Annotated in this window: 24 protein-coding genes; 11 read left to right on the top strand and 13 right to left on the bottom strand. The window is 64.1% G+C overall.

Going from position 1 to position 24,466, the window contains the following annotated elements; genetic code table 11:
- Position 1: 1 nt before the first annotated feature.
- On the bottom strand, positions 2–994 hold the full coding sequence (locus tag JG739_RS00740) for an adenosine kinase (RefSeq protein ID WP_202364818.1): 993 nt from the start codon (positions 992–994) through the stop codon (positions 2–4).
- A gap of 196 nt (positions 995–1,190) precedes the next feature.
- Between JG739_RS00740 and JG739_RS00735 the strand changes: the two genes are divergently transcribed.
- Entirely contained in the window at positions 1,191–1,886 is a 696-nt protein-coding gene (locus JG739_RS00735) for a sulfate transporter family protein (RefSeq protein ID WP_202364817.1), read from the top strand.
- A gap of 100 nt (positions 1,887–1,986) precedes the next feature.
- Here the strand turns inward: JG739_RS00735 and JG739_RS00730 are convergent, their stop codons facing one another.
- From JG739_RS00730 to JG739_RS00710, 5 genes are all read right to left on the bottom strand, one after another.
- Positions 1,987–2,982: a proline racemase family protein gene (locus tag JG739_RS00730; protein WP_202364816.1), complete on the bottom strand. Its 996-nt coding sequence runs from the start codon at positions 2,980–2,982 to the stop codon at positions 1,987–1,989.
- The gene (locus JG739_RS00725; protein ID WP_202364815.1) at positions 2,979–3,782 is read right to left on the bottom strand and encodes an isocitrate lyase/PEP mutase family protein; all 804 of its coding nucleotides are present in this window, start codon (positions 3,780–3,782) and stop codon (positions 2,979–2,981) included. Before JG739_RS00725 ends, JG739_RS00730 begins: the two co-directional genes overlap by 4 nt.
- Before the next feature lie 165 nt (positions 3,783–3,947).
- Positions 3,948–4,544, bottom strand: a complete 597-nt coding sequence (locus JG739_RS00720) for an HAD family hydrolase (RefSeq protein WP_244749910.1) — start codon at positions 4,542–4,544, stop codon at positions 3,948–3,950.
- Positions 4,545–4,603: 59 nt separating this feature from the next.
- The gene (dut, locus tag JG739_RS00715) at positions 4,604–5,089 is read right to left on the bottom strand and encodes a dUTP diphosphatase (protein WP_202364814.1); all 486 of its coding nucleotides are present in this window, start codon (positions 5,087–5,089) and stop codon (positions 4,604–4,606) included.
- An 84-nt stretch (positions 5,090–5,173) separates the two neighbouring features.
- Positions 5,174–5,644 carry an Lrp/AsnC family transcriptional regulator gene (locus JG739_RS00710; RefSeq protein WP_202364813.1) on the bottom strand — a complete coding sequence of 157 codons (471 nt, stop codon included), beginning with the start codon at positions 5,642–5,644 and terminating at the stop codon, positions 5,174–5,176.
- Between the two features lie 114 nt (positions 5,645–5,758).
- On the opposite strand from JG739_RS00710, the gene JG739_RS00705 reads away from it, so the two are divergent.
- The 3 genes from JG739_RS00705 (at position 5,759) to JG739_RS00695 (ending at position 8,329) form a co-directional block, all read left to right on the top strand.
- Entirely contained in the window at positions 5,759–6,013 is a 255-nt protein-coding gene (locus JG739_RS00705; RefSeq protein WP_091592874.1) for a DUF6356 family protein, read from the top strand.
- 13 nt (positions 6,014–6,026) lie between these two features.
- Positions 6,027–6,827: a class II glutamine amidotransferase gene (locus JG739_RS00700; RefSeq protein WP_202364812.1), complete on the top strand. Its 801-nt coding sequence runs from the start codon at positions 6,027–6,029 to the stop codon at positions 6,825–6,827.
- 170 nt (positions 6,828–6,997) lie between these two features.
- Positions 6,998–8,329, top strand: a complete 1,332-nt coding sequence (locus JG739_RS00695) for an amidase (RefSeq protein WP_244749661.1) — start codon at positions 6,998–7,000, stop codon at positions 8,327–8,329.
- A gap of 34 nt (positions 8,330–8,363) precedes the next feature.
- Here JG739_RS00695 and JG739_RS00690 read toward each other — a convergent pair whose 3' ends face one another.
- A complete protein-coding gene (locus JG739_RS00690) occupies positions 8,364–9,440 on the bottom strand; it encodes an NAD(P)/FAD-dependent oxidoreductase (protein ID WP_202364811.1) in 1,077 nt (358 codons plus the stop codon).
- Between the two features lie 136 nt (positions 9,441–9,576).
- Between JG739_RS00690 and JG739_RS00685 the strand changes: the two genes are divergently transcribed.
- Positions 9,577–11,169, top strand: coding sequence for a peptide chain release factor 3 (locus tag JG739_RS00685; RefSeq protein WP_202364810.1), 1,593 nt, complete (start codon positions 9,577–9,579; stop codon positions 11,167–11,169).
- 277 nt (positions 11,170–11,446) lie between these two features.
- On the opposite strand, the gene JG739_RS00680 is transcribed toward JG739_RS00685, so the two are convergent.
- Positions 11,447–11,920, bottom strand: coding sequence for a VOC family protein (locus JG739_RS00680; protein ID WP_077376998.1), 474 nt, complete (start codon positions 11,918–11,920; stop codon positions 11,447–11,449).
- A gap of 296 nt (positions 11,921–12,216) precedes the next feature.
- Between JG739_RS00680 and ilvD the strand changes: the two genes are divergently transcribed.
- The 4 genes from ilvD to JG739_RS00660 all read left to right on the top strand — a co-directional run bounded on the left by ilvD (position 12,217) and on the right by JG739_RS00660 (position 16,758).
- Entirely contained in the window at positions 12,217–14,061 is a 1,845-nt protein-coding gene (gene ilvD / locus JG739_RS00675) for a dihydroxy-acid dehydratase (RefSeq protein ID WP_202364809.1), read from the top strand.
- 27 nt (positions 14,062–14,088) lie between these two features.
- A complete protein-coding gene (locus JG739_RS00670; protein WP_202364808.1) occupies positions 14,089–15,399 on the top strand; it encodes an amidohydrolase family protein in 1,311 nt (436 codons plus the stop codon).
- A 46-nt stretch (positions 15,400–15,445) separates the two neighbouring features.
- Positions 15,446–15,700, top strand: a complete 255-nt coding sequence (locus tag JG739_RS00665; protein ID WP_202364807.1) for a hypothetical protein — start codon at positions 15,446–15,448, stop codon at positions 15,698–15,700.
- Between the two features lie 137 nt (positions 15,701–15,837).
- Positions 15,838–16,758 (top strand): DMT family transporter, encoded by a 921-nt coding sequence (locus tag JG739_RS00660; RefSeq protein WP_202364806.1) that lies wholly within the window; start codon positions 15,838–15,840, stop codon positions 16,756–16,758.
- A gap of 41 nt (positions 16,759–16,799) precedes the next feature.
- Here the strand turns inward: JG739_RS00660 and JG739_RS00655 are convergent, their stop codons facing one another.
- Complete coding sequence (locus JG739_RS00655) at positions 16,800–17,702, bottom strand: phosphotransferase family protein (RefSeq protein WP_202364805.1); 903 nt, start codon at positions 17,700–17,702, stop codon at positions 16,800–16,802.
- Positions 17,703–17,862: 160 nt separating this feature from the next.
- On the opposite strand from JG739_RS00655, the gene JG739_RS00650 reads away from it, so the two are divergent.
- Entirely contained in the window at positions 17,863–18,495 is a 633-nt protein-coding gene (locus tag JG739_RS00650; protein ID WP_202364804.1) for a class I SAM-dependent DNA methyltransferase, read from the top strand.
- Between the two features lie 71 nt (positions 18,496–18,566).
- Here the strand turns inward: JG739_RS00650 and JG739_RS00645 are convergent, their stop codons facing one another.
- The gene (locus tag JG739_RS00645; protein WP_202364803.1) at positions 18,567–21,020 is read right to left on the bottom strand and encodes a GcvT family protein; all 2,454 of its coding nucleotides are present in this window, start codon (positions 21,018–21,020) and stop codon (positions 18,567–18,569) included.
- Positions 21,017–21,901, bottom strand: coding sequence for a phosphotransferase family protein (locus JG739_RS00640; RefSeq protein WP_202364802.1), 885 nt, complete (start codon positions 21,899–21,901; stop codon positions 21,017–21,019). The genes JG739_RS00645 and JG739_RS00640 overlap by 4 nt, the downstream gene beginning before the upstream one ends.
- Positions 21,902–22,327: 426 nt before the next feature.
- Here JG739_RS00640 and JG739_RS00635 point away from each other — a divergent pair, with 426 nt between their 5' ends.
- Positions 22,328–23,101, top strand: a complete 774-nt coding sequence (locus JG739_RS00635) for a DeoR/GlpR family DNA-binding transcription regulator (RefSeq protein WP_202364801.1) — start codon at positions 22,328–22,330, stop codon at positions 23,099–23,101.
- On the opposite strand, the gene JG739_RS00630 is transcribed toward JG739_RS00635, so the two are convergent.
- Both JG739_RS00630 and JG739_RS00625 read right to left on the bottom strand, forming a co-directional pair.
- Entirely contained in the window at positions 23,098–23,994 is an 897-nt protein-coding gene (locus JG739_RS00630; RefSeq protein WP_202364800.1) for an NAD(P)/FAD-dependent oxidoreductase, read from the bottom strand. The two genes, JG739_RS00635 and JG739_RS00630, sit on opposite strands and share 4 nt — an antisense overlap.
- On the bottom strand, positions 23,984–24,433 hold the full coding sequence (locus tag JG739_RS00625) for an RrF2 family transcriptional regulator (RefSeq protein WP_202364799.1): 450 nt from the start codon (positions 24,431–24,433) through the stop codon (positions 23,984–23,986). Before JG739_RS00625 ends, JG739_RS00630 begins: the two co-directional genes overlap by 11 nt.
- Between the last annotated feature and the right edge of the window lie 33 nt (positions 24,434–24,466).

Raw genomic sequence — 24,466 nt, 5'->3', positions numbered from 1 at the left:
CCTAAATCAGCCCTGCCTGCTCAGCCTCGTGGCGCAAATTCTGCCGCGGCCTTGGGCCGATCTGCTGGATCACCAGTCCGGCCGCCAGCGAGCCGAGATCGCCGCAATGCTTCAGGCTGCGCCCTTGCGTGTAGCCGTAGAGGAAACCGGCGGCATAGAGGTCGCCGGCGCCGGTGGTGTCGACCAGCTCGCGGATTTTCGTCGCATTGATGGTGACCGTCTCGTCGCCACGCACGATGACCGAGCCCTTTTCGGAGCGGGTGACGGCGGCGATCTTGCAATCCTTGCGGATCTGGGCCAGCGCCTCGTCGAAGGAGGCGGTCTGGTAGAGCGATTTGATCTCGTGGCTGTTGGCAAAGACGATGTCGACGGTGCCCGAGCGCATCAGCTCCAGAAATTCGTCGCGGTAGCGGTCGACGCAGAACGAATCCGACAATGTCATCGACACTTCGCGCCCGGCGGCATGGGCGAGCTTCGCCGTCTGCCGGAACGCTTCCTTGGCGCGCGGCGGGTCCCAAAGATAGCCCTCGAAATAGGTGACGGCGGCGCCTGACGCCTTGTCCGCCTCGACATCCTCCGGACCGAGCTCGACGCAAGCGCCGAGATAAGTGTTCATCGAGCGCTCGCCGTCCGGCGTGACGAAGATCATCGAGCGCGCCGTCGGCGGTTCGCCATTGAGCGGCCTGGTGTCGAAGGCGACGCCCTGCGCGTGCATGTCATGGGCGTAGATTTCGCCGAGCGTGTCGTTCGAGACCTTGCCGAAGAAGGCGGCGCGACCGCCGAAGCTGGCGACGCCCGCCGCCGTGTTGCCGGCGCTGCCGCCGGAGGCTTCGATGGCCGGGCCCATCCGGCTGTAAAGCAGCTCGGCGCGCCTCGTGTCGATCAGGTTCATCGCGCCCTTGATGATGCCATTGGTTTGCAGAAATGCCTCGTCGCAGTGGGCGATGATGTCGACGATGGCATTACCGATACAAAGCACGTCATAGTTCGGCATCAATGATGTCTCCGCGAGAAACCACCGGCTTTCTGGCATGCCGGCCGCGGGCGGGTCTAGCGATTTGATGCGGCTTTGCCTAGGCCGTGATTTTTAAATGGCGTGACGCCGCACGTGGTTGCGCCCTTGGTTGCGCTTGTGACTTGTCGTGTCTCCGCCTATTTCGCAGGATGTTCAACATGGAATTGGAAACGCCGTGATCCCTAGCGCCGCCCGCGCCGCCGCCAGCCAGCTGTTCTCGCCCGAATTCCGCTCGGTGTTCGTAAAAACGCTTGGCCTGACCTTGCTGGCGCTGGTGGCCTTGTGGTTCGGGTTGACGAGCCTTGTCGAGTGGCTGGCCTTGCCATGGTTGGAGTCCCTGATACCCGGCCTGCCGTCCTGGGCCGGCTGGTTGGGCGGGATCATCGCCGCTATCGCTCTTGCCTTCGGGATGGCGCTGCTTATCGCGCCGGTGACGGCGATCATTGCCGGCCTGTTTCTCGACGATGTCGCGGAAGTGGTCGAACGCACCGACTATCCCAATGACCCGCCCGGCCGCGCCGTGCCGGCACTGCGCTCTATGGTGCTGGCGATAAAATTCTTCGGCGTCGTCGTCCTCGGCAACATCGTGGCTTTGCTGCTTCTGCTTGTGCCGGGCATCAACATAGCCGCTTTCTTCATCGTCAACGGCTATCTGCTCGGACGCGAATTCTTCGAATTCGCCGCGATGCGCTTTCGCCCGGAGGCCGAGGCTCGGGCGTTGCGCAAGAAACATGCCGTCGCGGTGTTCCTCGCCGGGCTGGTCGTCGCTGCCTTCCTCGCCGTGCCGCTGCTCAACCTTCTGACGCCTCTGTTCGCCGCCGCCATGATGGTGCACCTGCACAAGGCGATCTCGGCGCGGGAAGCGGCGTAGGAGTGCTGATGCTAAGGTGACGCCGGCTTGCGAATGCCGATGTTCTGCGCTTCCGGGGCGTACCCGACGTTACGCTTGGTTCCGTTTCCTTGGGCCGGCGCTAGCGTAAAAGAAAACCGCGTCCCAGTTCGTCCTCGGGTTCGACGATGAATTCGGCCCGCCCGCAATAGAAGGCTCGGCCGCCGACGCGGGCGACGATGGCGTCATGCGGACCGGCTTTCGCGGTCCTCGCCACGCTGCCGGAAAAGCGCGAGCCGGCGATACTCTCGAACAGCCGCGTCTGGCCGGCGATTTCGCCCTTGGCATGCATTGCCGCCAGCCGCGCGGCGACGCCCGATCCGGTTGGCGAGCGGTCGACCTGGGCCTCGGCGAAGACGCAGATGTTCTTGGTCGGGCTATCGGAATATACGTCCTGTCCGTCGGTCAGGATGGTGCCGTAGAGAAAGGCAAGGTCGGCATGGTCGGGATGCGACAGCGGGAATTGCTTCTTCAGCTTCTCCGTCAGCGCCGTCGCCGCATCGACGAAATCGCGCACGCGGTTTTTGCCGAACTCCAGCCCGAACTGCCGGCAATCGGCGAGCGCATAGAAGGCTCCGCCATAGGCGATGTCGAATCCGATCGCACCGAAGCCCGGCAATTCGATCTGCTGATCGCGGGCGAACAGAAAGGCCGGCACGCTTTCGAACGACACCGCACCGGCCTTGCCGTCCTGCACCTCGACCGAGGCGACGATCAGCCCGCACGGCGCTTCGATGTTGACCGTCGTCACCGGCTCCCGCCGCGCCACCAGCCCTTCGTCGACCGCGTAGCGGCCGAGCGCGACGATGGCGTGGCCGCACATTGTCGAATAGCCCTCATTGTGCATGAACAGCACGGCGAGGTCGGCGCCGGGCAGGTCGGGTTCCACCAGCAGCGCGCCGTACATGTCGTAGTGGCCGCGCGGCTCGAACATCAGGATCTTCCTGAGGTGGTCGAGGCGATCGCGCACATAGGCGCGTTTTTCCAGGATCGTGCCCGCAGGAATCCCGGGGTAGCCGCCGGTGACGATCCGCAGCGGCTCGCCGCCGGTGTGCATGTCGACGACGGTGAGGGTCATGCGTTGGGTTCGGCAAACAACGCCTGCAGCTTGCCGAACGGCATGGCGGTGTGGGTGAAGCCGAAGGTGCCGTCCTGCTGGATCTCACGCGCCGCCGTTTCCAGCATGCCGAAGGCGTAATTGGCCAGCCAGGGCCCGAGCGAAATGCGCTTGACCCCTGCCAGGGCAAGATCGGCGATGGTGAAGCCGGGCCTGACCATGACGTTGACCGGCTTGGTCAGCGCCGAGCAGACGGTTCGCACCGTCTCGATATCGCCGAGGCCTGGCGCATAGAGCACGTCGGCGCCGGCCTCCTCGAAGGCTTGCAGCCGCTTGATCGTGTCGTCGATATCTAGCTTGCCCCACAGAAAATTCTCGGCCCGCGCGGTGAAGACGAAATCGTGCTTCAGCGCCCGTGCCGCCTCCGCTGCAGCGGCGACGCGCTCGACGGCATGCGAAAAATCATAGATCGGCTTGTCGGGCTCGCCGGTGTGGTCCTCGATCGAGCAGCCGGCGAGGCCTGCCGCTTCGGCTGCGAAGATGGTTTCGGCGGCACTTGTCGCGCTGTCGCCCTTGCCCTTCTCGAGATCGGCCGAGACCGGCAGGCCGGTCGCCGCGGTCACGTCGCGGCAGTGGTGGATCATCGCCTCGAAGGTCACCGCGCCGTCGGGCAGGCCGCGCGAAAAGGCAAAGCCGGCGCTGGTCGTCGCCAGCGCCTTGAAACCGAACGAGGCCAGCAGTTTCGTCGTGCCGACGTCCCAGGGGTTGGGCATGACGAAGATCGAGCTGTGCAGGTCGCGAAATATTTTGCCCTTGTCCATGGATGCTCCCCAGAGTGCGAAGCGCATTTTATCCCGCCACTGCCCGCCGGGCAAACGAATGCGATTGGCTCAGAAGCGATCGGCGTTTTCTCCTGCCAGTCGAGCCTTCTCGAGCTAGCACGGACGACCGAGGCGTACAGCCGGATAACAAGCCTGAAAGTTAGATCAGTGGATCGGCACCAGTCCGGCCAGTTCGCGCATGTCGTCGAACAGGATGCCGCCGGCCTCGGTCAGGCCGTCGCGATCGGAATGCGGGTCGCCGTGGTAGGAAAATACGCGCATGCCGGCGGCAATGCCGGCTAATGTCCCGGCGACGCTGTCCTCGATGACGATGCATTCGGCGGGCGCGAAGCCCATCGTGCTTGAGGCATGCAGGAACAGGTCAGGAAACGGCTTGCCGCGCGAGACCATGGTCGAGCTGAACAGCGCTTGCTCGAACAGCGGCAGCAGCCCGGTCTGGCCGAGCGTGATGTGCATCTTAGACACCCGTGCCGATGAAGCGACGCAAGTTGCTATGCCGGCCGCGTTAACGGCTTCAATGAACTCCCTGACATAGGGGATGGCTTCGACGCCATGCGCGAACAGGTCCGGCAGACCGGCGTTCCAACGGTCGACGAAATCGGCGCCGAGGCTGACGCCGGTCGCCTCGACTTCCTTCTGAACCGAGATCATGGCGCGGCCGGAGAAATTCTTGCGGCAATATTCGAAGCTTGCCGGGTAGCCGGCGGCGCTGAGCCAATCGGCAAGGCGCCGATTGGCCAGGTTCTAGGTGTCGACCAGAACCCCGTCGCAATCGAAAATGACGAGTTTGGGTAGGGACATCAGGCCGTGCCGGTCGATCCGAAGCCGCCGGGGCCGCGCGTCGTGCCGCCGGCCAAGCTGCGCTCCTCTACCGTCGCCTGCGTCACCGGGGCGAAGACGATCTGGGCGATCCGCATGCCGCGCGTCACCGCGAAATCCTCGTCGCCGAGATTGATCAGCAGCACCTTGACCTCGCCGCGATAGTCGCTGTCGATGGTGCCCGGCGTGTTGAGGCAGGTAAGCCCGTGCTTGAAGGCGAGGCCCGAGCGCGGCCGGACCTGGCCTTCGACGCCCTCCGGAATCTCCAGGATCAGTCCGGTCGGCACCAGCGCGCGTTTTCCCGGCAGGATCAGCAGCGGCCGGTCGTCTGGCACCGCGGCGCGCAGATCCATGCCGGCGGCGCCCGCGCTTTCATAAGCGGGAAGTGGCAGGCCTTCGCCATGCGGCAGCCTGACGAAGCCGACGGCCGGACCGATGACGGAGGAAGTGTAGAGGGCTGCGCGCATGAGGCTGATCCTATCGCTATCAACGCCGATTCAGTCAACTCGGCGCCCAGGCTATCAACGGCTTTCTTTCAGTGCAGTTCCGCTTCAGCGCAGTTCTACGGGAACGATCGTCGTCTCCTTGATCTCCTCCATGACGAAGGACGCCGAAACGTCCGACAGCGCCACCTTGGCGATCAGCCGCTGATACAGCCGATCATAGGCCTTCACGTCGGCGACCCGGGCGCGCAAGACATAATCGAGGTCGCCGGACATGCGGTAGACTCCGGTGATCTCGGGAAAGCCGCTCACTGCCGCCCGGAATTTTTGCAGCCAGTCCGGATCGTGATTGGAGGTCCGGACCAGGATGAAAACCGAAAGGCCAAGGCCAAGCTTGTCGGCATCGACCAGCGCCACCCGGCCGGTGATGACGCCGTCTTCTTCCAGCCGCTTCACCCGGCGCCAGCAGGCATTGCGCGACAGCGACACTCTTTCCGACAATTGGTCGACCGACAGCGTGCCGTCGCGCTGCAGTTCGGCCAGCAATCTTCGGTCGATTTCATCGATTTCCAGAGACATGTGGGATATTTGTCCCAATAACTTGCCAAACACAAGGATGATTTGGGACCGATGAACCTAAAGCTCGTGGCAGAATACTCAGCATCGGGGGCTAACCTAGGCAGGAGGATCACCATGACGACGCGGCTTGCAAGGCTCTTTACCTCTCACCCGGCCAAGGTGGGCGAGACCTATTTCAGCCATATGGCCTTCGCGGCGTGGTTCTGCTCGCGCCTGTTCATGGCAGCGTTCGCCGCGCTCATTCACGCTTTCTTGCCGTTTCTGTTTGAGACTACGGCCAGCCGAATCGTTCGCGAGCTCTATGAGCGCACGCACAACAGAGGCACACACGCAATCAAGGAGCCTGCGGCTCTCATGGATCGCGCCTGAGGGGGATTACGCGATGTGCCGGTGGGCGGCCTACCTGGGGGAAGCGGTTTTCCTCGAAGACATCGTCACGGCGCCCTGCCATTCGCTGATCGCCCAGAGTCATTGCGCCCAGGAAGCCAAGTCGCCGACCAATGGCGATGGCTTTGGTCTCGCCTGGTACGGCGACCGGCCCGAACCGGGCCTGTATCGCGACATCCTGCCAGCCTGGTCCGATCCCAATCTGAAGAGCCTGTGCCGGCAGATCAGGTCCAGCCTGTTCCTTGCCCATGTGCGCGCCTCGACCGGCGGCGCCACCAGCCGCATGAACTGTCATCCCTTCACTGCCGGCCGCTGGTCGTTCATGCACAACGGCCAGATCGGCGGCTTCGAAAAAATCCGCCGCGCGCTGGAAAACGCGCTCTCCGACGATGTCTTCGATCGGCGCGAGGGCACCACCGATTCCGAACTCTTCTTTCTCCTGATGATCGACGAGGGTCTGGCGGGCGATCCGCGAGGCGCGGTATCGCGCGCTACGGCGCGGGTGATCGACGCCTCGCGCCGCGCCGGCTTCGAACCGGCGCTGAGACTTACCGCCGCCTTGTCGGACGGCGAATCGCTCCATGCGGTGCGCTATGCGACCGATGCCCACGCGCCGACGCTCTACACCTCCGTCTTCCGCAATGGCGGCGGACGATGCCTTATGTCGGAGCCTTTCGACCGTGATGGCGGCGACTGGCAGCCGATCCCGCCCTCTAGCTTCGTCACCATCACCAGAGACGGCATGACCATTCGTCCGTTTGCGCCGGAGCCGGCAAGACTGGCGCTGGCCGTGTAGATCCCTCGCTATCGCGGCAATATCGCGGGACGGCGCCGACCTCAGCAGACCCTCGCAGCGCAATTCCAATCAAGCACCGCCAGTCCTCGAAATGCTGAATTCGGCTTGAAGACGCGCCGTAGTCCGCCATTTGGTGAGGCTGGCGCCGCTAGCAAGCCGGAGCATTGGTCATGGACCTCGTCTTTTCCTCCGCCAGAGAATTGGCTGCCGCGATCCGCGACCGCAAGATTTCCGCCGTGGAAGCGCTGGACGCGCATTTGGCTGAGATCGACAGGCATAATGAGGCGGTCAACGCGGTCGTCACGCTCGACAGGGAAGGGGCTCGCGCTCGCGCGAAGAAGGCCGACGAAGCGCAGGCGCGCGGCGACGCTCTCGGGCCGCTGCACGGCGTGCCGTTCACGCTGAAGGACACCCACGAAACACTGGGGATGAAGACGACGGTAGGCTTCCCGCCTTTTGCCGACTATGTGGCGAGAAAAGACAGCCCGGTCGTCCTCAGGTTGAAGGCTGCCGGCGGCGTGCTGGTCGGCAAGACAAATGTCGCAACGATGCTCGGCGACTGGCAGTCGAACAACCCGCTGTTCGGCCGCACCAGTAATCCATGGGATCTCTCGCGCACCGCCGGCGGTTCCAGCGGGGGTGCGGCGGCAGCACTTTGCGCGGGCATGACACCATTCGAGATCGGCACCGACATGCAGGATTCGATCCGCATGCCTGCAGCCTTTTGCGGCGTCTACGGCCTCAAGCCGACCGAGCATCGCGTCTCGCTGGCTGGCGCCTTTCCCGACCCCGGTGGCGTACCGCGCGGCGTACGGCTGATGTCCTGTGTCGGTCCGCTGGCCCGCAACGTCGAAGATCTGGCGCTGATCCTGAGGATCATTGCAGGACCGGATGGCAGCGACACCGACCTTGCCCCGGTGCTGGTCGAGGACATGCCTGAGGTCAATCTCAAGTCCCTGCGGATCGCTTTCGCGCCGGCCTTTCCGGGTTTTCCAGTGGCCGGCGAGATCAGGGCCGCGGTCGAAAGTCTGGTCGAGCAACTCAAGTCTGCGGGGGTAGCCGTCGAGGAAGCAAGACTGCCGACGCTCGACCTGCATGACGATCTGACGCGAGGCGGCGCGCTGATCGGCATGATGCTGGAGGCTGCGCAGCCGGAGCCGCCAGAAGAACCGACACCGGTCTCGCGCTGGTTCGAGGCGCTCGCCCGCCGCGACCGGTCTATCCTTGCCTGGGACCGGTTTTTCGAAGGTTGCGATGTCTTGCTCTGCCCCGTCGCCATGACAACGGCCTTTCCGCATTGCGAGCCGGGAACACCAATCAAGGTCGATGACAGAGAGCAGAGCTACTGGCTGCTGCCGGCCTATGGCGCGGTGTTCAACTATAGCGGCCACCCCGCACTTTCGCTGCCCTGCGGACAGGACCGCGACGGGCTGCCCATCGGCCTGCAGCTGGCGGCCGTCGCTGGTCCGAATCGCGGCTGCTTGGCATCGGTAGGGCGATAGCGCCGCTGAGCGGCGGTTTTCGCCGTCCGCCCGGCTATTGAGCAAACCGCGTCAGCCCATAAGGATCAAGCAGCGGATCGCGCGCGGCGTCGAGGATTTCCCGGGCGGCGAACAGGCCGACCGCAGGCGCCAGCGTGATGCCCGAATGCATGACCGCGACATAGAGGCCGCTCACGCCTTGGGCCCGTCCGATGATCGGAAAGCCGTCGACGGGCGTCGGCCGATAGCCGACGGTGTGGAAATCCGGCTCCAGCCGGTCGGCACCGCGCAACATGCTCTTCATCGCCGCAAACAACTCGCGAGCGGTGGCTTCGGCATCCATGCCCGGATCGGCGCCGCCGAAATCCGAGCCGGCGATGATACGGCCCTCGGCAGTCTGGCGCATATGCAGCCGCTCGCCGATCACCACGCCGTTGAGCAGCTTTTCGTAGGGGCATGAATGGACGATCAGGCCGGGCGGCGTCTCGATCGGCAGTTTTAACCCGGCCGTCGCCGCAACTGCCGGAGAGCCGGCGCCGGCCGCGATCACCACCTCGTCGGCGACAATCCGTCCGCTTGACGTATCGACGCCGGTAATCCTGCCATTGGTCTGTATCAGCGCGATGACTGTCGTGTCGGTCATCACCCGCGCGCCAAGCCGCTCGGCGTCGGCCAGCAGTGCTTGCGTAGTGGCGACCGGCTCGGCGATGCCTTCCTCCGCGACATGCAACGCGAAATCGGGAAGCACGGTCAAATTGGGCTCTATACCTGCGGCTCCCACGCGGTCGACGCGCTCGATGCCGTAACCCCAGGCAGAATGCTCGACAGCATAGGCTTCCAACTCGGCCGGCGGCAGGTCCCAGCACAGGCCGCCGCACCATTCCAACGGAATGCCGGGCACGTCATGCGCCAGCCGCGTCCATTCGGCCATCGAACGGGTGCGCAGCCGGAAATACGGCTCTGGATTGCCCCAGCTGGCATTGATCCAGGCAAAGGAATTCGGCGTGGCAACGCCACCGGCGCCGCTGTCGGCAACGATCGTCACCTTCGCGCCAGCCTTCGCCAGATGCCAGGCGATGGACGCACCGATGATGCCGGCGCCGACGACGATGACGTGCTTGCCTGCGCTCATCGATGGACCTTTATCGAACCGCCTCTGTTGATGCCATTGCGACGGACCTATCTCAAGGCCGGGCAACCGCCCAAAATTGTTCGACAGGCTGCAAAAGCGCTGCTAGAAGCCCGCGCACCACATGGGATTCCATAAATTGGCTGAAGACATCACGAACGCGGTGGCGCGCCGCCGCACTTTCGCGATCATCGCGCATCCGGACGCCGGCAAGACGACGCTGACCGAAAAGCTGCTTTTGTTCGGCGGCGCCATCCAGCTTGCCGGCGAGGTCAAGGCTAAGAAGGATCGCATCCAGACCCGGTCGGACTGGATGAAGATCGAGCGCGAGCGAGGCATTTCGGTCGTCACCTCGGTGATGACCTTCGAGTATGAGGACAACGTTTTCAACCTGCTCGATACGCCGGGTCACGAGGATTTCGCCGACGATACCTATCGCACGCTGTCGGCAGTCGATGCGGCTGTCATGGTCATCGACGCCGCCAAGGGTATCGAGCCGCGCACGCTGAAACTGTTCGAGGTCTGCCGGCTGCGTGACATCCCGATCATCACCTTCGTCAACAAGATGGACCGCGAAAGCCGCGACCCGTTCGAGATCCTCGACGAGATCGAGCAGAAGCTGGCGCTCGACACCGCGCCGATCACCTGGCCGATCGGCCGCGGCAAGACCTTTTCCGGCACCTATCATCTGGCACTGAACGCGGTGCGCAAGGGCGACGCGGAGAAGGAGCGCACGCCGGTCAACGGTCCCGATTCCAACCGCGTCGCCGGCCTGTTGCCGGAGAACGAGCGCGAGGCCTTCATCGAAGAACTGGAACTGGCGCGTGAAGCCTGCCGTCCGCTCGACATCGACGCGTTTCGCGAGGGCCATCTGACGCCGGTCTATTTCGGGTCGGCGTTGCGCAACTACGGCGTGCGCGATCTGATCGAGGCGCTTGGCGCCTACGGGCCGCCGCCGCGCGCGCAGGACGCCGACACCCGAAAAGTCGAGGCGACCGAGGACAAGATGACCTCCTTCGTCTTCAAGATCCAGGCCAACATGGATCCCAACCACCGCGACCGCATCGCCTTCGTCCGCGTCTGCTCGGGCAAGCTCGAGCGCGGCATGAAGGCCAAGCTGGTGCGCACCGGAAAACCGATGAGCCTGTCGGCGCCGCAATTCTTCTTCGCCCGCACCCGCGTCACCGCCGACGAAGCCTTTGCCGGCGACGTCGTCGGCATCCCCAACCACGGCACGCTGCGCATCGGCGACACGCTGACCGAGGGCGAGGAGATCCTGTTCCGCGGCGTGCCGAATTTCGCGCCGGAAATCCTGCGCCGCGTCCGTCTCGGCGACGCGATGAAGGCCAAGAAGCTGAAGGAGGCGCTGCACCAGATGGCCGAGGAAGGCGTCGTGCAATTGTTTTCGCCGGAGGACGGTTCGCCGGCCATCGTCGGCGTCGTCGGTGCACTGCAGCTCGACGTGCTGAAGGAGCGGCTGAATATCGAATACACGCTACCGGTCGATTTCGAGATGTCGCGCTTTTCCGTCTGCCGCTGGATATCGGCCGACGACAAGGCCGAGCTGCATCGCTTCATCGAGGCGCATCGCGGCGACATCGCCCGCGATCTCGACAATGATCCGGTGTTCCTGGCCCAGCACGCCTTTTCGCTCAACTACGAGGCCGAGCGCTGGAAGGCGATCCGCTTCGCCGCGGTCAAGGATTACCAGGTCCGCGACAAGGCGGCTTGAGCATTGCCGCATGGCCGCCAAGATCACTCTCGCGTGTTTGCGCTGCCCCTCATCCGCCTGCCGGCACCTTCTCCCCGTATAGTGACGGGGAGAAGGGGGCTGGCCGCAACACCAACGCCTTTCCTGCAACGTGAGTGATTGGCGAAATCTTGAATGAGAGCGCCCCTCTCCCCGTCACTATACGGGGAGAGGATGCCGGCAGGCAGGTGAGGGGCGGCGCCGACTTTGGCGGTGATATTTCCAAATCGAGCAAAGATCGCTAGTCGGAGCGTCTCCCTCACCCCCTGGCTGCCTCCTCGATCTTGGCGATATCGATCTTGGTCATTTGCATCATCGCCTGCATGACGCGGCCGGCCTTTTCCGTGTCGGGGTCCTGCAGCAGTCTCGGCAATTGCTCAGGCACGACCTGCCAGGAGACGCCGAATTTGTCCTTCAGCCAGCTGCACTGGCTGGGCTCGCCGCCGCCCTCGATGAGCCTGTCCCAGAAATAGTCGACCTCCTCCTGCGTCTTGCAGTCGATGGACAGCGAGACTGCCTCGGTGAACTTGAATTGCGGCCCGCCGTTGAGCGCCTGGAACTGCACGCCGTCGAGCTCGAAATAGGTCACCAGCACCTTGCCCTCATTATCGCCGCTGCCCTTGGGCCAGCGCATCACGCTCAGCACCTTCGAGTTCTTGAAGATGGAGATGTAATGGTTCATGGCCTCCTCGGCCTGGTCGTCGAACCACAGGCAGGGGGTGATCTTTTGCATTTTCTTGCTCCTCGGGCTGTTTTGGCTTTGTTTTCACGCGTAGCACGGCCGGCTGGCGACTGATGCCGGTCGCGCCGTCTGCCCAAGGACGCTCGGACAAAACACGATCCGACAGCACCTCCGACTTTTTTACGGCTTGGTCCGGCGGCCGGCTTTGGCTCGAGACCATCGCCGCTGGCTCCACAATCTGGCGCATCGCAAAACCGTGGCCAGACCCGAACGCGGCGTATATAACGCCGCTCAATTCCGGTTTTCCGCGCCTGTCCGGGCGCGACGCAGACAGCAAGGGACAGCCTATGCCCGCCTATCGTTCCCGCACCACCACCCATGGCCGCAACATGGCCGGCGCCCGCGGCCTGTGGCGCGCCACCGGCATGAAGGATTCCGACTTCGGCAAGCCGATCATCGCCGTCGTCAATTCCTTCACCCAGTTCGTGCCAGGCCACGTTCATCTCAAGGATCTCGGCCAGCTGGTCGCCCGCGAGATCGAAAAAGCCGGCGGCGTTGCGAAAGAATTCAACACCATCGCCGTCGACGACGGCATCGCCATGGGCCATGACGGCATGCTCTATTCGCTGCCGTCGCGCGAGCTGATCGCCGACTCGGTCGAATACATGGTCAACGCCCACTGCGCCGACGCCATGGTCTGCATCTCCAATTGCGACAAGATCACGCCGGGCATGCTGATGGCGTCGCTGCGTCTCAACATCCCGACCGTTTTCGTCTCCGGCGGGCCGATGGAGGCCGGCAAGGTGGTGTTTGCCGGCAAGACGCAGGCGCTTGACCTGGTCGACGCCATGGTCGCTGCCGCCGACGACAAGGTCTCCGACGAGGACGTCAAGACCATCGAGCGCTCGGCCTGCCCGACCTGCGGCTCCTGCTCGGGCATGTTCACCGCCAATTCGATGAATTGCCTGACCGAGGCGCTCGGCCTTTCGCTGCCCGGCAACGGTTCGACGCTGGCGACGCACGCCGACCGCAGGCGGCTGTTCGTCGAGGCCGGCCACCTGATCGTCGATCTCGCCCAGCGCTACTACGAGCAGGACGACGACACCGCGCTGCCGCGCAGCATCGCCTCCAAAGGCGCCTTCGAAAACGCCATGACGCTCGACATCGCCATGGGCGGCTCGACCAACACCGTGTTGCACATCCTGGCTGCCGCGCATGAGGGTGAGATCGATTTCGATCAGGACGACATTGACGCGCTGTCACGCAGGGTGCCGGTGCTATGCAAGGTTGCCCCCGCCAAGGCGGATGTGCACATGGAAGACGTCCACCGCGCCGGCGGCATCATGGCGATCCTCGGTCAGCTCGATAACGCCGGACTGATCAACCGCGACCTGCCGACCGTGCACACCGCAACTCTCGGTGAGGCGCTCGACCATTGGGATATTTCGCGTACGTCGAGCCAGAATGTCCGCGACTTCTTTCTGGCGGCCCCGGGCGGCGTGCCGACGCAGGTCGCCTTCAGCCAGGATCGCCGCTGGGACGAGCTCGATCTCGACCGGGAGAAGGGTGTCGTCCGCTCGGCCCAATATCCTTTTTCCAAGGACGGTGGCCTTGCCGTGCTGAAAGGCAACCTGGCGCTCGACGGCTGCATCGTCAAGACCGCGGGCGTCGATGAATCGATCCTGAAATTCACCGGCCCGGCCAGGGTGTTCGAAAGCCAGGACGCCAGCGTCAAGGCGATCCTGTCCAACGAGATCAAGGCCGGCGATGTCGTCGTCATCCGCTACGAAGGGCCGCGCGGCGGCCCCGGCATGCAGGAGATGCTCTACCCGACCAGCTATTTGAAGTCGAAGGGCCTCGGCAAGGCCTGCGCGCTGGTCACCGATGGCCGCTTCTCCGGCGGCACCTCCGGCCTGTCGATCGGCCATGCCTCTCCCGAGGCGGCGGAAGGCGGGCTGATCGGACTGGTGCATGAGGGCGATACGATCGAGATCGATATCCCGAACCGCACCATCCGGCTTGCCGTCGACGATGCCGAACTGGCCACCCGCCGCGCCGCGATGGAGGCCAAGGGAGCCGCCGCCTGGAAGCCCGAGGAAAAGCGCAAGCGCAAGGTGACGACGGCCTTGCGCGCCTATGCCTCGATGGCGACCAGCGCCGCCAAGGGCGCGGTAAGGCATGTGCCGGAATAGGTCTGCTTCTCAGAGGGATGACGACAGATGGATTTCGACCTTATCGTCCGCGGCGGCATGCTGCCCGACGGCACGATCGCCGATATCGGCATCATCGGCGAGACGATCGCGGCCATCGAGTCCGAGCTGAGCGTAACCGCGGGTACGGCGATCGACGCCCATGGCAATCTGATCTCGCCGCCTTTCGTCGATCCGCATTTTCACATGGACGCCACGCTCTCCCTGGGCATCCCGCGTATCAACGTGTCGGGCACGCTGCTCGAAGGCATCTCGCTGTGGGGCGAACTGAAGCCGCTGTTGACGCACGAAGCGGTGCGCGACCGCGCGCTCGCCTATTGCGACTGGGCGGTGTCCATGGGCCTGCTCGCCATCCGCAGCCATGTCGATGTCTGCGATGCCAGGCTGCTGGCGGTCGAAGCCCTGCTCGATGTGAAGAAGACCGTCGCGCCCTATATCGACCTGCAACTGGTCGCCTTCCCGCAGGATGGGTTTTATCGCTCGCCGACGGCGCGCGATAACACCATCCGCGCGCTCGACATGGGTGTCGACATCGTCGGCGGCATTCCGCATTTCGAGCGCATCATGGCCGACGGCACGCGTTCGGTGACGGAACTGTGCGAGATCGCGGCAGAACGCGGCCTGATGGTCGACCTGCATTGCGACGAGACCGATGATCCGCTGTCGCGCCATATCGAACAACTGGCCTATGAGACGCAACGCCTCGGCCTGCAGGGCAGGGTCGCCGCCTCGCATCTCACTTCGATGCACTCGATGGACAATTATTATGTTTCAAAACTGTTGCCGCTGATATCAGAGGCAGGCGTCTCGGCAATCCCCAATCCGCTGATCAACATCATGCTGCAGGGCCGCCACGACACTTTCCCCAAACGCCGCGGCCTGACGCGGGTCAAGGAAATGCTTGCCCACGGCATCCGCGTCGGCTGGGGCCAGGATTGCGTGCTCGACCCCTGGTATTCGCTGGGCACCGCCGACATGCTCGACGTCGCCTTCATGGGCCTGCACGTCGCCCAGATGTCGAGCCCGGCCGACATGGCGCGCTGCTTCGACATGGTCACCAACGTCAACGCCGCCATCATGGGCCTCGACCACCTCGGCCTGGAGGTCGGCAAGCGGGCCAGCCTCGTCGTCCTCGATGCCGGTAATCCGGTCGAGGCCTTGCGCCTGCGTCCCGAGCGACTCTGCGTCATCGCCAGGGGCAAAGTGGTGGCCGAGCGGGCCAGGCAGGAAACACGGCTCTCGATCGCCGGACGGCCGGCAACGGTGAACCGCAGGCATCGCCCGTCCCAAAACTCCATCGATCCGATTGATAGGTCCTGACCGCAAGTCTACGATCAACCTCCAGTTTTATGCCGAGGAGGACAGCATGTGGTACAAGGCGGCAATGGTGGTCGTGTTGGCGGCGACCTGTGCCGGCTGCATGACGGCCGAAGAGCGTCGTGCCGCGGACGAGGCGAAATGCCGTTCCTACGGCTTCGTCAGGAAGAATGATGCCTTCGCCGAATGTCTGCAGCGCATCGATCTGGCGCGCCGCGCCGAGCTCAGAAGTGCGTCGGTCTTCGATCCCTGGGATCGGCCGGTGATCTATCGTCCGGTCATTATTCGGCCACGGCCAGAGTAGGCCGCCCCGAACCGTACAGGCCCAGCCGATTTCCGATCCCTGGTCTGGCCGGCTTCCCGATTTGCGCTCGTCAAAGCGGCTGCTTGCGTCTACGACGCTGCTCACCGGGCTTTCATGCGGGAGGAAGCGACATCGGCATGGCACAACCACCAGCCCAGAATGCGACGATAAGGAACGTGCTGCTCGCTGGCATTCTGCTGATGCTGGCCGGCGATTTCCTGTTTGCGTTGAACGATGCGATGGGCAAATGGCTGGTCGCCAGCTTTTCCGTCGGCCAGGTCGTGCTGATCCGTTCCATCGGCGCCTTTTTCGTGCTTGGTCCGATGATCGCCCGTCAAGGCGCGGCCAAGCTGTTCCGCATGGAGCGCCTGGAACTGCAGGTCTTGCGCGTCGTCATGACGACGCTTGACACGGCGCTGTTCTACGCCGCCGTCGTCTATCTGCCGCTCGCCGACGTCATGAGCTTCTACATGGCCGGACCTATCTATGTGGCGGCGCTGTCCCACCTGTTGCTTGGTGAAAAGGTCGGCTGGCGCCGCTGGATGGCGATCCTGGTCGGGTTCTGCGGCGTGCTGATCATGCTCAAACCGTCCTCGGCCGCGTTTTCGCTGTCGTCGACCTTCGCGCTGGCCGGGAGCATTTCATTCGCATTCGCCATCATTCTCAACCGGAGGTTGCGCGGCACGAGCGACACCTCGCTCGTAACCTGGCAAACCATCGGCACGCTGCTGGTCGGCGGGTTTCTCACCATCGGCAACTGGCAGACGCCGTCCTCGCTCGATTTCGGCGCCATGCTGCTTCTTGGCATCGTCTCCTGCGGCGCGCACCTGATGATCACCAGGGCGCTGAAGCTGGCGCCGGCGTCGACGCTGGCGCCGCTGCATTACAGCCTGCTGCTGTGGGCCGTCATCTTCGGGCTGGCCTTCTTCGGCGACATGCCCGGCCCGCGCATCCTGATCGGCTCGGGCATCATCGTGCTGGCCGGCCTGTTCATCTTCCATCGCCAGAAGGTGGTCGACACGGTGCCGCCGGAAAACGTGCCGAAAGGTGTCAACTAGGGTCAAGGTTTCTGGTACTTTAACGTTCAGATTTTTGGTACTTAACCCGCGCGCACTGCCGCCAGATGCCTTGAGAAGTCGGCCGTCTCCATCAGCGCCCTGCAGCGTGAAAAACGACCGTCGGCATAGGCGCGGAAATCGTCGGCCGGATTGCTGTTGGCAAGCTGGATCAGCCCCCACAGCGTCCACAACAGATCGCACATCGCCTTGTAAGTGACGATGCGGCCGCGCTCCGCCGAGGTTGGCTCGCCACCGAAATAGGCGCCCATCATCTCTTCCTCCTGCGCCGTATCAAATTGTCCCTCGACGCTGAGGTCGCCGAGATCCCAAAGCGGGTCGTTCATGCCGGAATACTCCCAGTCGACGATCCACATCCTGTCGCCCGCATCGAGGAAATTTTCGCACAGCGGGTCACAGTGGCAGGCGACAAGAGGCAGGGGATGCGCGGCAAGCGCCGAGCGCACGGTTTCCGCCTCGATAACGACATCGTGGTAACCGGCAGGCAGGGCGACGTCCTTGGTCGACAACACCTTCAGGTAGTCGTCGATCATCGCAAACAGCTCGAAGCGGAAGGGAAACACCGCGCCGGATGTATGCAATCTGCGGAAGGCCTTGCCGGCACGCGCCGGACTGCCCGCCCGGGTCCTGAATTTTTCCGGCGACATCGTCTCGGCGCCAGCGATGAAGCGCGTCACCATCACGCCTGTCTCGCCGTCGACATGCAGAAGCTCAGGGCTGACGCCGGCCATCGCTGCCGCCCGCGCCGCCACCGCCTCGTTGGCGCGGTTGATATACTCCTGCGTGCCCTTGCCGGGAATCCGCAGGCAGGCATCTCCAGCCCTGAAGACGAGGTTGGTGAGGCCGCCGAGCCGCTCCAGCGGTCCTTCGTAGCCGGCCAGCGCCGGAATGGTTGCAAGCGCCGCGCGTGCTTCCTCGTTCCCCATCGCTTCTGCCCTCTTTTCGCGTCTATTTGTGGTGACGACGGTTCCACAAATTTCGCCGTTTGGCTATCATTGCCGGCATGCGATTCACTTCTGCGCCGTGCGTTCCCGTAGGACGCGCTAGGGGCGTTGCGGCGCTTTGGCTTTTGCGGACAGGACTGCGATGGCGGACAGGAAAAATAAGGGCGCGCTCGCCGCAGCCTATGCGGCGAAGCGGCCAGAGGAGGTGGCGGCGCTCTACGACAGCTGGTCGGACACCTACGACGCCGACATGTCGGCGGCCGGTTATCGCCACCCGACCATCTGCCTCGCTTTGCTTGCCCGCCATTTGCCGCGCGGCGCGGCACCGCTCCTCGATGCCGGCGCCGGCACCGGGCTCATCGGCGAGTGGCTGAAGATCGCGGGCTATCCGCAGGTCGAGGCGCTCGACATTTCGGAAGGCATGCTGGCCCAGGCAGCGCGAAAGGGCGTCTATTCGGCGCTTCACTGCCTGGCGCTCGGCGGGCCGCTGCCTTTCGCGGATGATGCCTATGCCGGCATCATATCGGCCGGCGTCTTCACCTCGGGCCATGTCGGCGCCGAGGGGCTGGACGAACTGATCCGCATCTGCCGGCCGGGCGGGATAATCGTGCTGACGGTCAAGAACACGCTGTGGGACGCCGGGTTTGCCGCGCGGATCGCCGATCTCGAGGCGAAGGGCGTCGTCACGCGCGCCGAGGAGACGTCGCCCTATGTCTCCATGCCGGGCGAGGCCGACATCGTGCCCAGCCGCGGGGTGGTTCTGCGCGTGAATTGATCCAGGGTGATCGCTTTAGATTCTGTCGATGTCTGCGCCGGGGCGGCGCAAGCCTGACGCGATTGCCCGCGCTAGGCTCTGACCCTTTCCCCGGCCGGGTCGTAAAGCGGCTCGAGATGGATTTTTGCCGGCGTCCGCTGCATAGCGACCACCAGCTCGTAGTCGCCGCAGGTGAGGAAATCGTCGCTGACGCCGTCGGCGTTGCGCACATAGCCGTAGCCGATGTTCTTGCCGACGGTGTAGCCATAGCCGCCGCTGGTCAGGTAGCCGACCGGCTCGCTGTTGCGCAGGATCGTCTCGCGCCCGAGCAGCACGATCTCGCAATCATCGACGGTGAAGCCGGCAAAGCGTTTTTTCAACGCTGCGCCGCCGATCTCTTCCAGCGCCCGCCGCCCGAGAAAATCGGTATTCTTGCGAAGCTTCACCGACCAGCCGAGGCCGGCCTCCTGCGGCGTGTCGTTGGGCGTTATGTCGGAGCCCCAGGCGCGGTAGCCTTTTTCCAGCCGCAACGATTCCAGCGCCCGGTAGCCGACCGGGCGGATGCTGTATTTCTCGCCCGCCGCCATCAGCGCGTCGAAGATTTCGCCCGTCGCCGCGATCGGCACATGCAGCTCCCAGCCGAGCTCGCCGACATAGGTGACGCGCAGCGCTCGAACTGTGTGGCCGGCGATGGAGATTTCCCGCACATGTCCGAACGGGAAAGCGGTGTTCGACACGTCCGCATCGGTCACCGCAGCCAGCACGTCGCGGGCGCGCGGCCCCATCAGCGACAGCGTGCCGAAATCCTCGGTGACATCGGTGAGCGTCACGTCGAGCTCGTTGCCGACATGGTCGCCGATCCACGAGAAGTCATGCGTCCTAAAGCCGGTGCCGGTGACGACGTAGAATCGGTCTTCGCCGAGCCGCGCCACGGTCAGGTCGGCCTCGATGCCGCCGCGCGTGTTGAGAAGCTGCGTGTAGGTCAGCCGGCCGACCGGCTTGGCGACGTCGTTGGCGCAGATCCAGTCGAGCGCCTTCAGCGCGTCCGCGCCGGTCATTTCATATTTGGCGAAGGACGACTGGTCGAAGATGCCGACGTGTTCGCGCACATGCCGGTGCTCGTCGCCGACCGGCGCGAACCAGTTCTGCCGGCCCATCGAATAGATGTCCTTCGGCTCGACACCTCCGGGCGCAAACCAGTTCGGCCGCTCCCAACCGAGTTTGCAGCCGAACACGGCGCGGTGCTTTTGCAGCCGTTCATAGAGCGGCGACACGATCCGTGGCCGAACCGTGACATACTCCTCATGCGGGAAGCCGATCGTGTAGTGCTTGCCATAGGCTTCCAGCGTGCGGTCGCGGACCCATTGCCGGTCGCGGTGGAGGTCGGAAAAGCGCCTGATATCGACCACCCACAGGTCGAGCGGCGCCTCGCCGTCGACCGCCCATTGCGCCAGAGCCCAGCCGGCGCCGCCGCCTGCCGCGATGCCGAAGGCGTTGAAGCCGGCGCCGACGAACATGTTGGCGCATTCGGGCGCCACGCCGAGAATGAAATTGCCGTCCGGCGTGAAGCTCTCCGGCCCGTTGATCATCTGCTTGATGCCGACGGTTTCGAGCGCCGGAACCCGCGTGATCGCCTGGTTCATATGCTGCTCGAAATGATCGTAATCGTCGTCGAACAGCCGGAACTGCCAGTCATCAGGAACATCGCCGCCGGGAAGGTCGGTCGACCAGGCTTGCGGGTTCGGCTCATAGCCGCCCATCACCAGCCCGCCGACCTCCTCCTTGAAATAGATGCGGCGGTCGGGGTCGCGGATCGTCGGCGCATCGGTCGCCAACCCGTCGATTCTCTCGGTGACGATGTACTGGTGCTTCACCGGCTGCAGCGGCACGTTGATGCCGGCCTGCGCCCCCACCTGGCGCGCCCATTGCCCGGCACAGTTCACCACCTTGTCGCAGGCGATATCGCCCCTGTTGGTCTTTACCGCAGTGATGCGGCCCTCGTTCATGTCGAAGCCGGTGACGCGGACATCCTCGAATAGTCTGGCGCCATGCATGCGCGCGCCTTTGGCCAGCGACTGCGTGATGTCGGAAGGGCTTGCCTGGCCGTCGGTCGGCAGCCAACTGGCGCCGACGAGATCGCCGGTTTCCAGCAGCGGCCACATTGCCTTGACCTCGGCCGGTGACAGCAACTGCATATCCATGCCGAAGCTCTTCGCCGTCGTCGCCAGCCTCTTATACTCGATCCAGCGGTCGGCATTGGTGGCGAGCCTGAGGCATCCGGTCATCTTCCAGCCGGTGGCGAGCCCGGTTTCGGCTTCCAGCCCCTTATAGAGATCGACCGAATATTTGAGCAGGCGGGTGATCGAGGCCGAAGACCGCAATTGACCGACCAGCCCCGCGGCATGCCATGTCGAGCCCGAAGTCAGTTTGCCCTGTTCCAGGAGCACGACATCGGCCTTGTGGTCACGCGCCAGATGATAAGCCGTCGAACAGCCGATTATGCCGCCGCCGATGACGACGATCTCGGCGTGGGCGGGCAATGTCATGATTTCTGTCCGTATTTTGTTCTGTAGTTTTCCAGCGCGGCATCGAGCCGCGTCAGGTTTTCGCAGGTATAGGCGACGTAGTCGATGCCGGGCGCGTCGAGATAAAGTTCGGAAACCATGCTCCACATCGCCTCGCGCAGCAGCGATGCACATTGCATGGCCGCATGCGAGCGGCGGATCGCCTCGTCCGGCTCCTTCATGAAATAGGAGGTCAGGAAGGTGAAGGACTCCTCGTCGTTCATGCTGGCGTTCGAGGCGACGCCGGCGAGATCGAACATCGCCGTGTTGAAGCCGGCATATTCAAAATCGATAAGCCACAGCCGGTGCCCGTCATCGAGAATGTTAGCCGGCAGAAGGTCATTATGACCGAAGACGATCGGCAGCAATTTCTGCGCCCGTTCGAGCTCGTCTGCAAGCGTCAGCAGCCGCGGCAACTCGCTTCGCATGCGGCTGTCGGCTTCTTCCAGCGTTCGCGCATAGTCGCGGATGACATGGAACACCCAGAACATGAAGCCGGCGCCGGAGACATGATTGGGCATCTCGCGATGGAAGCCGCGCATCAGGGCGGCGACGCGGTCGATATTGGCGCGGACGTCTTCGGCGACATAGGTCTTGGCGCCGAGAAATTCCGTCACCAGGATGCCGGGCTCGGAATGGTGGACTGCCGGCGCGAAGCCGGCGGCATGCGCCGCGCGCGCGGTCATCACCTCGCGCTCGCGGAAGACGTGATGGAATGGAAAGTCCTGGCCAAAGCGCACGACATGCCGCCCGGCGGCGTCCTTGACCAGATAGTTGGCGTTGCTCAGGCCGCCCGGCAGCGGCGCGATCTCGACGCTGCCGGTCCAGCAGGGCAGGGCGCGGATGCGGTCCTCGGCGGTCACGGGTCCATCTCTCATTGCGCGGGGGTCAAGGCGCCACGGGCGACACAAAGCTGGCGGCCGGCAGGAGGGATCAATGCGAAGTTCTCGTCGGTGCGGGATCCCGGGATCGGTATCCCGCACCGCACCGACGAGCCCCAGTGCCGGGTTCGTTGACTCCGGCATCCGCCCCCGCGGATTCAAAAAAGTCCTTTTCCCTTACGTCAGACGATTTCCCGGACGTTCGGGCAGGCGAATTTTGGTGCGGCTCTGCCATCGTTCTCCCGTGGCAGTTCCGAAGCCTGTCACAAGCCAGTGTCACGCCATGTGATCTGGCTTGTCAACGAAAACTTGTGGCTTTTTGCCCGAAATCACAAGGATTTCTTGAAAACTGTGGCCGATTTGCCTTAGAAGCGGTCAGTAGCGCAACAAACCGATTGGGTGAAACCGATGCCCTCGAAGCGGCATGGCGAAATCCTGCGTCTCCTCCATGAGGAAGGCACCGTCACCATCGCCAGCCTGGCCGACCGGCTGGGCGTCTCGCTGGAGACCGTGCGCCGCGACGTCAAGCCGCTGACCAGTGACGGTTCGATCCTGAAGATGCATGGCGCCGTCGGCCTGCCGTCGATGGCCGGCGAGGCGCCGTTCGAGCGGCGCATGCGCGAGAATGCCGATGCCAAGCGCGCCATCGCCCGCATGGTTGCCGCGACCATCCGCGACGGCGAAGCGATCATGCTCGACACCGGCACCACGACCTCGTTCCTGGCCCGCGAACTGCTCGGCCACCGGCGGTTGACGGTAGTCACCAACTCCTCGGACATCGCCCGCACGCTGGCCACCGTCAACGGCAACAAGGTCTATATGGCCGGCGGCGAACTGCGCAGCGATTCGGGCGCCGCCTTCGGCGTCTCGGCCATTGCATTCGTCAGCCGCTTTTCCGTCAGCCACGCTGTGATCTCCACCGGCGCGGTCGATGCCGTCACCGGCGTGATGGACTATGATCTGGACGAGGCGGAGTTCGCCCGCATGGTGCTGTCGCGCGGCCAGCGCTCGCTCGTCATCACCGACCACACCAAGTTCGGCCGCCAGGGGCTGGTCCAGGTCTGCGGCCTCGACGGCTTTTCCGAACTCGTCACCGATCGGCCGCCGCCGCGCGCCATCGCTGCAGCCCTTGAGCAAGCTGGCGCACGGCTCAGCATTGCCGCTGACGAAAGCGGCACCTAATCGAAAACCAGTGATTGGTGGGCGCATATCCCCGCAAAGGCGCCACCTGATACGGCGAAGGCGATGTTGTGCATCGATCGTGCCGCATCTCCCGCGGCATAGACACCCTGCACGCTCGTCTGCTGTCGGTCATCGACGGTGATCACCGGGCCGAGGAGGCCCTCCGTCAAGGTGCAGCCAAGCTGTTCGGCCAGCACACTGGCCATGGTGTTGCGCGGTGCGGTGAACAGCGCCTTTACGCCAGTCCTTCGGCCGTCTTCGAGCCTGACGATCAGCCCGCCGGAACCATTTTTTTCCAGTTCGGCCACGCCGGCCGGCTCGAACCGCACGTCCCGCTTTTCCAGCGCAAGCATCTGTTCCGCGTCAGGCTCTAACGTACCGTTGGCGAACAGAGTGACGTCACCCCAGTCGGCGATCAATTGCGCTTGATGGACCGCCATCGGGCCGGTTGCCAGCACGCCAAGCGGCCCGCCGGCGACCTCGTAGCCATGGCAATAAGGACAATGCAGCACGCTCTTTCCCCAATGCTCGGCAAGCCCGGGGACATCCGGCAGGATATCGCGCACGCCGGTGGCAAGAACCAGCCGCGCTGCGCCGAATGTCTCGCCGCGATCCGTCGTGATCTCGAAGCCGGAACCGGCGGCAGCGGCCTTGTCAGCCAATCCGGCGAGGACCCTGGCTGTCGGATAGGCCAGCAGCTGCCGTCTTGCGTCATCCAGGATTGCGCCAGGCGCGCGCCCGTCCTGTCCCAGGAACCCGTGTGAATGCTCGGCAAAACGATTGCGCGGCTGGCCTGCGTCGATCACCAGGACGTTGCGCCCGGCCCGTGCCGCCTGGAGGGCGGCAGACAGGCCGGCAAAGCTGCCGCCGACGACAATCAGATCATACTGCATGGCTGGTCACTCCAATCAACGTGTAACGGCGGTGGAAATCGGCGGCGAGATCGGCAAGCGTGATGCGGCTGAGTTTTTCCGCCAGCAGCCTCTCGGCCTCGACGCGAAAGTCGTCGAGCGCGGCTATCACCGCTTGTTCAACAAGGCAGCCAGGGCTTTCCGGCTCGGTGCTGAACGGCAGCAGCGTTTCTCCGAGCGCGGCGCTGATCTCGGCCAGCGAAATTTTCTCGGGCGCACGGCCAAGCTGCCAGCCGCCGCCATGTCCGCGCGACGAGGTGACGATGCCGGCGTCGCGCAAGCCGGCAATGGTCCGACGGACGACGACAGGGTTGGTGTGGATGAATGTGGCGAGCTGCTCAGAGGTCAGCGCGTGCTCCTGCGCCTCGGCCATGTGGACCAGAATGTGCAGGGTCGACGACAGTCTGCTGTTTCGCTTCATGTAACTTATTTAGTTACGAGATTTTCGGCCGTC

This window comes from Mesorhizobium sp. L-2-11, from assembly GCF_016756595.1.
Lineage (GTDB): Bacteria > Pseudomonadota > Alphaproteobacteria > Rhizobiales > Rhizobiaceae > Mesorhizobium.
The sequence above is the reverse complement of the archived record's forward strand: the minus strand, read 5'-3'. Positions and strand labels throughout refer to the sequence as shown.